We start from the raw sequence: 12,859 nt of genomic DNA on the forward strand, positions 1-12,859 counted from the left end.
TTCCTTCTGTCTTTGTATCCCGAGCGGCAGCTCAGGCGTCCGTCTGCTCGGCGGGCAGGCGGTACCAATACGCGTAACAGTCTTTGAAACCGTAGCGGCCATACAGCGCGCGCGCGGCAATGTTTTCGGGCTCGACCTGCAGGTAGGCCGTGCCGGCGCCGCGGGCGGCGCCTTCGGCCAGCAAATGCTCCACCAGGACAGCGGCGTAGCCTTTGCGCCGTTGACCGGGATCCGTGATGATGTCGAACAGGCCGAGCAGATCGCCGTCGCGGACGGCCAGGCCCGCGGCAACGCATTGCCCGGCCGCGTCGAATGCGAGCACCGGCTGCTTATCCACAGCCAGTCCCTGCAAACGGGCCTGATGTTCCCCGATCTGCGCGGCGGAGAAACCGCGCATGGCTCCCACCGCCGCCGCGAAGCGTTCGGCGTCGACGATCCTGAAGAGCAGATCGCCCCTGGCGCTTGTCCGGGGGGCGAGCGGCGTACTCATGACTCGGGTCTCACCGGTGTAGATATAACCGCGGGACTCCAGTTCGGCGTCGAGCGAAAAATCGGGGCCGATGGAGGTGATGCGCAACACCATGGGCAGGCCATGGCGCGCATACAACGATGAACAATACGCCAGCCGCTCGTCCAACGGACGTGTGGATAACCCCAGCACATTGACGCTGCGGACGCGCTTGGCCGGCGAGTGCGCGAAACGCACCAGCCAGCCATCGTAGAGCACCTGCGCACCCACCGCCGTGGCGTTGAGCGCAGCCTCTTCCAGACGGACGCGCAGCGCATCGCGCACGTCGGCGGGCGGCGTGCGGGCGGGCGTTCGTGTGGGGAAAAAGAGCGCGGCGTCGGACATTTGATACGGCTAGTTCAAGTCCTTTCTGACGCGCTCGATCATTTCCGCGCCAAACGAGATGTACGCCTGCGCGCCGCGTGACCCTCTGTCATACACCACACCCGGCATACCGTAACTGGGTGCTTCCGCCAGGCGCACGTTGCGCGGCACGACGGTCTTGAAGACCTTGTCGCCGAAGTGCGCTTCGAGCTGCGCGGACACCTGCTGTTGCAGCGTCATGCGCGGATCGAACATCACGCGCAACAATCCGATGACCCGCAGGTCGTCGTTGATGTTGCGATGGACGCGCTTGATGGTGTTGACGAGATCCGACAGACCTTCGAGCGCGAAGTATTCGCACTGCATCGGGATGATCACGCCATGGGCCGCAGCCAGGCCATTGAGCGTCAACAGCGACAACGTGGGCGGGCAATCAATCAGGACGAAATCGTACTGCGAGGCAACGGTGTCGATGGCGGTCTTCAGTTGGCGCTCGCGCTCTTCCATCTGCACCAGGTCGATTTCGGCGCCGGACAATTCACGATTGGCGGGCAGAACGTCATAGCCACCGGATTCGGACTTCACGCGAGCCTGTTCGATGGAAGATTCGCCGATAAGCACCTGGTACAGATTCGACTCCAGCGAATTCTTGTCGATGCCGCTGCCCATCGTTGCGTTGCCTTGCGGGTCCAGGTCCACCAGCAGCACGCGTTGCTTATGCGTGGCAAGACCGGCCGCCAGATTGATGGCGGTCGTAGTCTTGCCCACGCCGCCCTTTTGATTGGCAATGCAGAATACGCGGGCGGACGTGCTGGGGGGTATGTTCTTCATAGGGTTCCTTGACTGCGGCGCATCCAGATCAGGCAGCGTTCTGCTTGCAGCTCCGGGACCTGGAGCGGCTGAATATGGTCGACTTGCCATTCCCCGCGCGCGTGCAGCGCCTGGATTTCTTCTTCGGGGACCTTGCCCTTCATGGCGACGAGGGTACCATTCTTGGCTACGTGGCGACCCGCGAGTTGCGCAAAATCATCTAATGATGCAAAAGCTCGCGACGTGACAATGTTGCAGTCGGCGGGGTCCAGCGTTTCGATGCGGGCGTGGCGCGCCTGCAGGTTGGGCAGGCCCAGCGCACCGCTCATCTGCCGCACGAATGCGGTCTTCTTTTCAACGGCGTCGATGCACGTCACGGACCATTGGGGCCGCAGGATCGCCAGGACGACGCCAGGCAAGCCTCCACCCGATCCGACGTCGTAGACCTTGGCCTCGGCATCAGCCGCCGGCAGCGCCTCGCTGAAGGGCTTTACCGCCGCCATGCTGTCGAACAGGTGCTGCACCAGCATCTGTTGGGGATCGCGAATGGCGGTGAGGTTGTACGTGCGGTTCCAGCGCTGCATCTGCGCCAGATAATTCACGAGCTTGGCGATCGCGGCGGCGTCGGCCGCAAGGCCCAGCTGTTCGCATGCGCGTGTGAGTCGGCCGGCCATGTCCATGCCGGCCTCTTTGGCGGGCGCGCTCATGCCGCTTGCTTGCGCGAGCCGTAGTGCAGGCGCTTCAGGTGGATAAGCAGGAGCGAAATGGCTGCCGGCGTAACGCCGGAGATCCGTGCGGCCTGGCCGATGGTTTCCGGGCGGTGCGTCTTGAGCTTCTGGCGCACCTCGAAGGACAGGCTGGTCACGGCGTCGTAGTCGACATCCGCGGGGATAGGCTGCTGTTCGTGGGCAATGTGCTTCTGCACTTCGTCCTGCTGGCGGGCAATGTAGCCCGCGTACTTGACCTGGATCTCGACCTGCTCGGCCAGGACCTCGTCTTCCGCCACGCCCGGCCCGGCCAACAACGAACCGTCGGTATTGCGAGCAGCCATGAGGGCTTCATATGAAACATTCGGCCGCTTCAGCAGATCTGCAAGTGAGTACTCACGCTCAATTGCCTTGCCCAACAGGGGTTCGGCCACCTCAACGGGCAACAGCCGCGGATTCACCCACGACGACTTCAGGCGCTCGACTTCGGCGGCGACAGCGTCGCGCTTCCGGTTGAAAGCATCCCACCGCATATTGTCGACAATTCCGAGCCGGCGCCCGATTTCGGTCAGGCGAAGATCCGCATTGTCTTCGCGCAGGCTCAAACGATATTCCGCACGCGAAGTGAACATGCGGTAGGGCTCGGTCACGCCGCGCGTAACCAGGTCGTCCACCAACACGCCCAGGTACGCTTCATCCCGGCGCGGCGTCCATTGCTCACGGTCGAGCGATTGCAGCGCGGCGTTCACGCCCGCCAGCAGCCCTTGGGCCGCAGCTTCTTCGTACCCGGTGGTGCCGTTGATCTGTCCGGCAAAGTACAAGCCGCCGATGGCTTTGGTCTCGAGGGTGCTCTTCAATCCACGTGGATCAAAGTAGTCGTACTCGATGGCGTAACCGGGGCGCATGATGTGCGCGTTTTCCAGACCAGGCAAGGAATGGATCAGGTCCAGCTGCACATCGAACGGCAGGCTGGTCGACACCCCATTCGGGTAGACCTCGTGAGTGTCCAGACCTTCCGGTTCAAGAAAGACCTGATGCGATTGCTTGTCCGCAAAGCGGTGAATCTTGTCTTCAATCGACGGGCAGTACCGCGGCCCCACCCCTTCGATGACGCCGCTGTACATCGGCGACCGGTCCAGCCCGGCGCGGATGATGTCATGCGTGCGGGCATTGGTGTGGGTAATCCAGCAAGGCAGTTGACGCGGATGCATGGCCGCGTTGCCCATGTACGAAAACACGGGAACCGGGTCCAGGTCGCCCGGTTGCTCTTCCAGAATGCCGTAGTTGATGGTCCGGCCGTCGATGCGTGGCGGCGTGCCGGTCTTCAGGCGCCCCTGCGGAAGCTGGAGTTCCTTCAGGCGTTGCCCCAGCGAAATTGCAGGCGGGTCACCGGCACGGCCGCCGGAATAGTTCTGCAGTCCGACGTGAATCAAGCCATTGAGAAACGTGCCGGCGGTCAGCACCACGGTCTTGGCCCTGAACTTCAGGCCAACCTGGGTGACGGCGCCAACCACGCGGTCTCCCTCCACCATCAGATCTTCCACAGCCTGCTGGAACAGCCAGAGGTTAGGCTGGTTTTCCAGACGGCCACGAATCGCCTTCCGGTACAGCACACGGTCTGCCTGTGCGCGGGTCGCGCGTACGGCGGGTCCCTTGGAACCGTTGAGAATCCGGAATTGAATGCCCGCCTCGTCCGTCGCCAACGCCATGGCGCCGCCAAGCGCGTCGACTTCTTTGACAAGATGGCCCTTGCCGATCCCACCTATTGAGGGATTGCAAGACATTTGGCCTAGGGTTTCGATGTTGTGCGTAAGCAGCAGCGTCTGGGCGCCAGTACGGGCCGCAGCCAAAGCCGCTTCGGTGCCGGCGTGGCCGCCACCGACGACAATGACATCGAATTCGCGGGGATAGTCCATGATGGGGGGAGGAGAAAGAGAGCGTTCGGCGCTCATTATAGAGGCAGGGGTTGCATGTTTCACGTGAAACATGTTCGCGAAGCGCATTCGAGGCGAAGAGGCCACAAAGGTGACGCCCGGCCGAAAGGTAAAGCCCATGGAGCGGCCAATCTATCGGCATCTGCCGGTGTTTCGTCGTCTATGTTTCACGTGAAACACAGAGCCGAAGGGACAGCACACCGCCAACCTCGCTACTTCAAACCAGCATGTTCCACGTGAATCATGCTGCGGATATGAATAGCTCGAAGCGTACCTTAGGGTCACCGGAACTACGTGGCCGCGATCGATGCAATCTTCAGTTCCATGTATTGAAACGACCTGGTTGCCTCCTACTCAACCAGCTACCAGCGCCAAGATCATCTTCGGAATAGTCCTCTCATAGGGAATAGGGCCAAAGAAGCGGCGACCGGAAATTCCGCCACGTACCACTCAATCCAGAACGGCGTCTTCTGGTGTTTGCCATTACGTCGAATGGAACTCTATGGACTACGGTGTTTCACGTGGAACACTTGGGGCCGCTGACAATCAGACCCGCTGTTAGTCGCGATGATCTACTGCGCACGCTGCGAATGTTTCACGTGGAACACAGGCGGCAAGACAATAATTTTTAGGCCGTACCCCTGCCCTGCCAAGACGCAAGACTTAGTCTCTCTTGACCATGCTTCCCCCCTGTCAGAACAAGCGCTCAAGCTGGTGGCCACGCCATGCAAACGCAGGGATGCCACCAACCGCGATCCTTGTTTCGGCGCCAGTCGGAAGCTATTGCGGGAGCAAAGTCCTGCGACGACTAACGGCTACGCATGCACCGACAGCAAAGATGTGTACTAGCGCAGTACATGTTCCACGTGAAACAGCCAGCACTACAGCCTGGCGCCTGCAAGCGCAGAGAAACCTGCGTATGTTCCACGTGAAACATGCAAACAAGGCCGGCCAAAAACCCAAGGAATCCTCCTTATGCCGGAAGTGTTCCTCTGACGATCGCCAAATGCACTCCTTCCCCGCCCGTCCGGATCCGAGGGAACAGCCGATGGAGAAAAGGTAAGAAATATGAAAAAAAACGATTTATTCCACCCTACCCTACCCCTTGCCTAAAAATTGAGGAATTTTGGACAAAAGCGAGGCTGTCCTCGAAAGAAAATCGACGGACCGATAGTGCGGAGATATTCGTGAGTAACTATCTTCGCAGGGCGACGCGAAGATAACAGTGGCAGGAGCAGGCAATCTCCTGGATCTAGGATGACGGCACGTCGAATTCCAAACCGCGAGGCACAGCAGAAATCCGTTGGAACTGGGAATGGATATCCCTTCTTATCCACAGCGCGTAAAAAGCACTCCGTCGCAGGAAAATCGGTAAATCCGACCCCGTTCCGACAGGGTTACTCACATTCTTATCAACAGCCCCTTTTCGACGTGCGCCAAGCGCCTGAAACTCTTGGTGCTGAAAAAGGAAAGGCAGCAAAACCGGGACAATCAGATATCCCCAAGCGCCAACTACTTCTCCATAACGGAAAACGGCAGCCCTGCTAAGCCAAAATCCCCGGACCGATAAATCAATGTCTTAGCGCCGAAGCGACCGAAACCTCACTCATCGCGATGCCCCCATATAAAGGCAACGCGACACGCTCGCAGCCAGCCCGCCCAGAACCGGGCGTCCTGCGGGGAACTCTTAAAGTCTGATCCAGTCCAATCGCGCAAATTGCCAGGCCGACGATTTATCCACAAAGTTATTCTGCCGCCGGCTGACTTCGCCTGGTCAAGACGATAAACAACAATCTTCATTGACCCGACAATTATCTTGCTCGCACTATCCGCGCAGCGCCATCATCCTTATGGCCGAGGCGGCAAGACTTCATGTGAAACGCTGTGGAAAACTCGGCGATCGGATTTTGATGTTGAATCCGGCCGAACAAAGCGCCCTGCCGCCGCGTCGGCGTGGACACCAATCCAGGGTCGCGCCCGCTGCAACAGCGTCCGCCAAAGCAGCTGCGCTTTCCGATATCCCCATTTCTATCCACAGGCTGAGACCCTCATTTTGGATATCCAAGGGACTAATTCTGTGCATAACCGGGATGGGGATATCTTTGTGAACAACCGCGCTCGCCAGGTGAAAAATCAGACAAATCCGAGCGCTTGGGAGTCAATTATCAAAGATGGGCAGGGACAAGGAGCGGCAGCAAATCTGCGCTAAATACCCGACTTCCCAGGGGAAACTCCATTCGTTACTGCTGTCTCTGCGCCAGCCTGCCCAGTATCGTCGGGTTCAGGGCGCGCGCCATGGACGGTAAACCATTAACGGGAAAACTGTGTAAAACCGGCCGCGGCATTTCGGCCTGCTTCATTACTGAGCACCTGAATGCTCATTCCCGGAAATAATTATCCACAGAGTTATCCAGTGGTCGAGAATATGTTAGTAAACACTAACTATCAGAGATGGAGGGCTACCGATCAGGCTCGCCAAAAAACACAACGCCCCAGACCCGGAGGTCTTGGGGCGTTGTAGCCAGGCCTAACCTGGCTGGCGGGAAATTGGGATTTCCCGATTTAGAGCGGGCGAATTTCGGCCGCTTGAGGTCCTTTCGGACCATCCTTAACTTCGAATTCGACTTCCTGCCCTTCGTTCAGGCTGCGATAGCCGCGGCCCTGGATGGCGGAAAAGTGTGCGAAAACATCGGTGCCGCCAACATCCGGCGTAATAAAGCCGAAGCCTTTGTCAGCGTTGAACCATTTGACTTTGCCCTTCTGAGCCATTTTTTCTAGCGTCCTGTAAATAAAACGAAATGCAATGAATCAAGGACGCCGTGCGAACTGAACCATCGGTGCAAAACCTGTGTTCCCGCTTGTCGCCAGTGCGGCAGAACGAGTCCGCGCGCTGCTTGAATCAACTGCGGAATCCAGCATACTCATCCGGCATTACAGACTCATATAGTTGTTTACCCCAATGTGGCGTTTTTTTCACTGGAATGGCAGTACCGCTAGGCGGAATTCGACTGCTTCCGCGCCAGGTATGTGTAGATCGGCCCCGTGACGATCACGACGAAAACCATGCGTGTGACGTGAAACGCCGTCACCACCGGAACGCCGAGCTGCAGCACCTTGGCGGTGATCGCCATCTCGGCGATGCCGCCGGGCGTCGTACCCAGGATCAGCGTGGGAATCGGCGCCGCGGACCATAGCGACAGCATGGCTCCCACCCCGAACGCCAGCATTAACGCCAGGACCGTAAAGCCCGCTACCGCGGCAATGAAGCGCGGTGCGGCGCGAAAGAAGTCAGGCCGGTAGCGGTGTCCGAGCGACCAGCCGATCAGCAGCTGTCCCGCCTTGGGCACGTAATCTGGCAATGCGGACAGTTCGATATTCGACACAGTCAGCAGCATGGCGACGAGCATCGGACCCAATACCCACGGATTGGGAAGGCGCAGCTTCACAAACGCGGCCCCGCCGACCATGGTCAGCGCCACAAGCGCCGCCAAACCGAGCCCATGCACGTCCCTGGGACCGGGCACTGTGGGATCGAGCCCCGCCACGCCCCACCATTGAAAAATGAACGGCACCGCTACCACCACCAGCAGCACGCGAACGCTGTGGGCGGTTGCCACACGGTCGATTCTTGCGCCATGCCGCTCGGCCAGGTTCGCCATCTCGCTGGCCCCCCCGATCGCGGACGAAAACCACGCCGTCTTGAAATCGACGTCCGTGAAGCGGCGCAGAATGGCCGTTCCCAGAAAGGCCAGCGCCAACGCGAACACCATGCCGACGATGATGGGCCCCGCATTGCTCCCGATATGCCCAAGCACCTGTGGGGTGAAGTACAGACCCAAGGACGTTCCGATCACCCACTGGCCCGCGTTGCGGGCCGGCCTGGGGCAGGCGGTTCCCACGCCGGCGATTCGCGTCGCGGCCGTCAACAGCAACGCCCCCAGCATCCATGGCAAAGGCATGTGCGCCCAAACCGCAAGCAACGCGCCGGCCAGCGCTATGCCGAATCCGCCCGCCACCCGCAACAGCATGTTCTGACCCACAATCCCATCCACGTTAGAAGCTCATGAAAAATGAATTATGAGTTAGTGGGATACTTACGAAAACTCTCTTTGCCTACCAGCGTTCACCTTCGCGTCCAACATGATCCGATCCAAACTTCCCGACGTCGGCACCACCATATTCACCGTGATGAGCCGCCTGGCCATCGAGCACAAGGCCATCAACCTGGGCCAGGGCTTTCCTGATTTCGATCCGGACCCGGCACTGTGCGCGCTGGTGACCAAAGCAATGGCCGATGGCCATAACCAATATCCCTACATGCCGGGCGTTGCGCCGCTGCGGGAAGCCATCGCTGCCAAGACGCGCGAACTGTACGGCCACGCCTATGATCCCGAAACCGAGATCACCGTCACCAGCGGCGCCACCGAAGCCTTGATGGCCACCGTGCTGGCCGCCGTGGGCAGCGGCGACGAAGTCGTCGTCATTGAACCCTGCTACGACTCCTATCTGCCCGCGATCCGCCTGGCGGGCGGCACCGCGGTGCCCGTGCCGCTGCGCGCGCCCACCGAAGCGGACCCCTACTACCGCATCGACTGGCAGCGCGTGCGCGACGCCATCACGTCCAAGACGCGCCTCCTCATGCTCAACTTCCCGCACAACCCCACCGGGGCCGTGCTAGAAGAAAGCGATCTGGACGCGCTGGAAGCCATCGTGCGCGACACCGGCGTGCTGCTGGTGTCCGACGAGGTCTACGAACACATCGTGTTCGACGGCAAGCCCCACGCCAGCGTCGCGCGGCGTCCTCTGCTGGCCGAACATGCGTTCGTGATCTCGTCGTTCGGCAAGACCTATCACACCACGGGCTGGAAGATCGGCTACTGCTGCGCGCCCCGGCAACTCAGCGCCGAGCTGCGCAAGGTTCACCAGTTCATGGTGTTTACCGTGCCATCGCCCATGCAGTTCGCGCTGGCCGAATTCATGCGCGACCCCAAGCCCTACCTGGATCTTCCGGCCTTCTACCAGGCCAAGCGCGACCGTCTTTCCGAAGGCCTGGCCAAGACCCGCTTCCGTCCATTGCCCAGTCCCGGAACGTTCTTCCTGCTGGCCGATTACAGCCAGATCTCGAAGCAGAGCGAGGCCGATTTCGCGCGCGACCTGACGGTAAAGCACGGAGTGACAGTGATCCCGGTTTCGGCGTTCTATCGCCAGCCCGACGCTCCCGAATCGAACCATCGCATCGTGCGGTTCTGCTTCGCGAAAAAGGACGCTACGCTCGATGCGGCGCTGGAGCGGCTGCAGCACGTCTGAATTTTTATATGAGTTAAAGCTCGCATTTATAGTGCATGCAAAAGCAAAAGGGGCGCCAGCAGGCGCCCCTTATTCATTCCAGCATCAATTCAAGTTCTGGCGAACAGCCTTTTCCAAAGCATCTCTGAAGCCGGATCAAACCGGCCCGGCAGCAACCTTTCTTGCGGCCCGCATCCGGCGCAAAATCTGCGGCACGATGACGACCGCCGCCGCCGCCAACCACAACGCGATCGAAACGGGGCTCGAGAACAACACGCCCACGTCGCCATCCGTGATCGACAGCGCGCGCCGCAAGTTCTGCTCCATCATGTTCCCCAGCACCACGCCCAGCACCAGCGGCGCCATGGGCACGCCGAACTTGCGCAGGAAATACCCGAGCGTCCCGATGCCCGCCACCAGCAGCAGATCGAATGTGCCCGCATTGATGGCATACACGCCGATGTAGCTGATGCACAGGATGCCGGGCACCATCAGCCAGCCGGGTACGGACAGCACCTTCGAGAACAAGCGGACCAACGGCACGTTCATGACAAACAGCAGAACGTTGGCGACGAACAGCGATGCGATCAGCCCCCAGACCAGTTCCGGCTTGGTGTCGAACAGCACCGGCCCCGGCGTGATGTTGTAGAGCGTCAGCGCCCCCATCATCACCGCGGTGGTTCCCGAACCCGGCACGCCCAGCGTCAGCATCGGAACGAAGGAGCCAATGGCGGACGATGTCGCCGCGGCTTCCGGCGCCACCAGGCCGCGCATATCGCCCTTGCCGAACTTGGCGTCGGGATCCTTGGCCTCGATGATGCGCTTTTCCTGCGAATACGCGACCGCCGCGGCCACGCTTGCTCCCGCCCCCGGCAACACGCCTACACCGAACCCCACCAGCGCGCTGCGCACCACGCTCCACCACGTAAACGCCATCTCTTTCAGGTTGAACAGCTTGCGGCCGCTGGGCTTGACCTCGACGCTATGGCCGGCCATCACCTTTTCCAGCATTTCCAGCATTTCGCTGACCGCGAACAATGCAATCACGACCACCACAAAATCAATGCCGTCGGCCAGGTGCACGGATTCGAAGGTGTAGCGATAAACGCCCGAGTTCGCGTCTACGCCGACCACCGAGATGGACAGGCCTATCATCGCCGCCAGCACACCCTTGATCGGCTGCTTGCCGAGCAGGCTGGTCAGGCAGCAGAACGCAAAGATCATCAGCACGAAATATTCGGCCGGACCAAAGGCAAGCGCCCATTTCGCCAGCATCGGCGCAAGCAGGATGATGCCCACGACAGACACGATGGCGCCGAAGAATGCCGACCAGGCGGACAAGGACAACGCGACGTTGGCCAGCCCCTGGCGCGCCAGCGGATAGCCATCCAGCGTCGTCATGATGGCGCTGGCTTCGCCGGGCACGTTCAACAGGATGGCCGTGATGCGGCCGCCATACTCCGCCCCCACATACACGGCGGCCAACAGAATCAGCGCAGTCTCGGGCGGCAGGTTCATCGCGAACGCGATGGGTATTAGCATCGCCACGCCATTAACAGGCCCCAGCCCCGGCAGCACGCCCACCATGGTCCCGATGAACGACCCGATGGCCGCCACCAGGAGGTTCGTCAGCGAAAAGGCGACGCCAAAGCCTATCGAAAGATGATCGAGAATGCCGCTCATATCAGGTTCTCCAGCAGTCCGCCGGGCAGGACCACGTCCAGCACCTTGTCGAACAACACGAAAAAGAAAAGGCTCATCACCACCCCGCCGATGGCGCACTTGACCCATCCGCCCCCGAACAGCCGGCCCACGAAGACCGTCATCAGCGACGTGGCGATGACAAAGCCCAGCCACTGGAACAGGAAGGCATAGATCGTGACGAACACGACCATCAGCGCGATGCGGCCATTGGCGCCCGCGGGATTTGGTTCGACGGCATGGCCGCCCTTGTAGACGAGCCACAGGCCGCACAGGCCGATGATCAGCGCCAGGAGCAGGGGAAAGGCGCGCGGGCCGACAGGCTCGTAGGCGAATGGGGCCTCGATCCCCCATCCGGCGGCCGTCATGAAGACAGCCAGCGCCAGGGCGGCAATGCCCAGGATTCGATCATTCATGATCCACGTTTTCCGTTGTAGTCGCGGCGCGCGGCGCAACGATCCGCCGCCGCCGGCCGTGCCGGCGGCGGGTTGGCCCATGCGGGCGCGCGATCGGGAGGATGGTCCTTGCGGGCCGCTTACTTCTTCATCAGGCCGAACGTGTCGGCCAGTTCGCCGTACTGCTTGACCTGGTTCTTCACGTAGGCGTCGAGCTCGGGTCCGGTCTTGTTGAACGGAAACAGGCCCTGCTGCTGGCGCAGTTTTTCGAACTCGGGAGCGGCCGTCGTCTTGTTGAACGCGTCGACCCAGAACTGATAGTCGCTATCCGACACCTTGGGCCCCACGTAAAAGCCGCGGATGATCGGCCAGACGATGTCGTAGCCCTGTTCCTTGGCGGTGGGCACGGTGTTCAGCTTGCCCGGCAGCCGCTGGTCGTTGAACACGGCCAGCACCCGGATCGGCGCTCCGCCTTCCAACATCGTGAAGGCTTCGGCCGCGTCGCCCATGTAGGCCTGGATATGGCCGCCGCGCAGCGCGGTCACGGCCTCGCCACCGCCTTCGAACGCCACGAAGCGCATTTTCTTGAAATCGACCCCGGCCGCCTTGGCGGTCAGCGCGGCCTTCATCCAGTCCTGGCTGCCCACGGTGCCGCCGGCGCCCAGCACGATCTTGGTCGGATCCTGCTTGAAGGCGTCCATCAGGCCCTTCAGGTCCGTGTACGGGGAATCGTTGCGCACCACGGCGACGCCGTAATCCGTGCCGATGGCGGCAAGCCAGCGCACGTCGTTGACGTTGTACTTGCCGAATTTGCCCTGCGCCAGGTTGAGCAGCGAACCGCCCGAAAACGCGACGATGGTGCCCGGCTCGTTGGGATGCTGGGCCACGATGTTGTTGTACGCGACGGCGCCGATGCCGCCGGGCATGTAGACGATGCGCATTGCAGTCTTGAGCGCCCCGCTTTGTTTCAGGCCTTCGGTGGCCAGGCGGCAGGTCAGGTCGAAGCCGCCCCCAGGCTGGGCCGGCGCGATGCACTCCGGCCGGCGGGGTTCTTCGGCGGCCTGGGCGGTCCCCAGGGACAGGGTAATCGCGCCAAGCGCCGCGACGGCGGCGAAGCGCAGCTTCAGACTCGTGTGCATTCTTGCGTCTCCAGGATTTATAGGTCTAGGTATGAGCTGGAGCCGCGTCACGGCG

General features: G+C 61.0%; 10 protein-coding genes. 1 reads left to right on the top strand and 9 read right to left on the bottom strand.

The genetic code is table 11. The features are described from left to right. Nucleotides 1-31 precede the first annotated feature (31 nt). The 6 genes from KYC_RS00095 to KYC_RS00120 all read right to left on the bottom strand — a co-directional run bounded on the left by KYC_RS00095 (nt 32) and on the right by KYC_RS00120 (nt 8,311). Nucleotides 32-853, bottom strand: coding sequence for a GNAT family N-acetyltransferase (locus tag KYC_RS00095; protein ID WP_008157471.1), 822 nt, complete (start codon nt 851-853; stop codon nt 32-34). 9 nt (nt 854-862) lie between these two features. Continuing rightward, a complete protein-coding gene (locus KYC_RS00100; RefSeq protein ID WP_008157473.1) occupies nt 863-1,663 on the bottom strand; it encodes a ParA family protein in 801 nt (266 codons plus the stop codon). After that, nucleotides 1,660-2,349, bottom strand: a complete 690-nt coding sequence (rsmG, locus tag KYC_RS00105) for a 16S rRNA (guanine(527)-N(7))-methyltransferase RsmG (RefSeq protein WP_008157475.1) — start codon at nt 2,347-2,349, stop codon at nt 1,660-1,662. Before rsmG ends, KYC_RS00100 begins: the two co-directional genes overlap by 4 nt. Further along, entirely contained in the window at nt 2,346-4,265 is a 1,920-nt protein-coding gene (mnmG, locus tag KYC_RS00110; RefSeq protein ID WP_008157477.1) for a tRNA uridine-5-carboxymethylaminomethyl(34) synthesis enzyme MnmG, read from the bottom strand. Before mnmG ends, rsmG begins: the two co-directional genes overlap by 4 nt. Before the next feature lie 2,580 nt (nt 4,266-6,845). Further along, complete coding sequence (locus tag KYC_RS00115) at nt 6,846-7,052, bottom strand: cold-shock protein (RefSeq protein WP_008157480.1); 207 nt, start codon at nt 7,050-7,052, stop codon at nt 6,846-6,848. Nucleotides 7,053-7,276: 224 nt separating this feature from the next. Beyond that, a complete protein-coding gene (locus KYC_RS00120) occupies nt 7,277-8,311 on the bottom strand; it encodes an AbrB family transcriptional regulator (RefSeq protein ID WP_043517124.1) in 1,035 nt (344 codons plus the stop codon). A gap of 112 nt (nt 8,312-8,423) precedes the next feature. Between KYC_RS00120 and KYC_RS00125 the strand changes: the two genes are divergently transcribed. Beyond that, complete coding sequence (locus tag KYC_RS00125) at nt 8,424-9,590, top strand: pyridoxal phosphate-dependent aminotransferase (RefSeq protein WP_008157485.1); 1,167 nt, start codon at nt 8,424-8,426, stop codon at nt 9,588-9,590. 135 nt (nt 9,591-9,725) lie between these two features. Here the strand turns inward: KYC_RS00125 and KYC_RS00130 are convergent, their stop codons facing one another. From KYC_RS00130 to KYC_RS00140, 3 genes are all read right to left on the bottom strand, one after another. After that, nucleotides 9,726-11,252, bottom strand: coding sequence for a tripartite tricarboxylate transporter permease (locus KYC_RS00130; protein ID WP_008157487.1), 1,527 nt, complete (start codon nt 11,250-11,252; stop codon nt 9,726-9,728). Then, complete coding sequence (locus tag KYC_RS00135) at nt 11,249-11,686, bottom strand: tripartite tricarboxylate transporter TctB family protein (RefSeq protein ID WP_008157488.1); 438 nt, start codon at nt 11,684-11,686, stop codon at nt 11,249-11,251. The genes KYC_RS00130 and KYC_RS00135 overlap by 4 nt, the downstream gene beginning before the upstream one ends. A gap of 119 nt (nt 11,687-11,805) precedes the next feature. Further along, the gene (locus KYC_RS00140) at nt 11,806-12,804 is read right to left on the bottom strand and encodes a Bug family tripartite tricarboxylate transporter substrate binding protein (RefSeq protein WP_008157491.1); all 999 of its coding nucleotides are present in this window, start codon (nt 12,802-12,804) and stop codon (nt 11,806-11,808) included. Nucleotides 12,805-12,859 lie beyond the last annotated feature (55 nt).

It is taken from the genome of Achromobacter arsenitoxydans SY8 (genome assembly GCF_000236785.1).
Lineage (GTDB): Bacteria > Pseudomonadota > Gammaproteobacteria > Burkholderiales > Burkholderiaceae_B > Achromobacter > Achromobacter arsenitoxydans.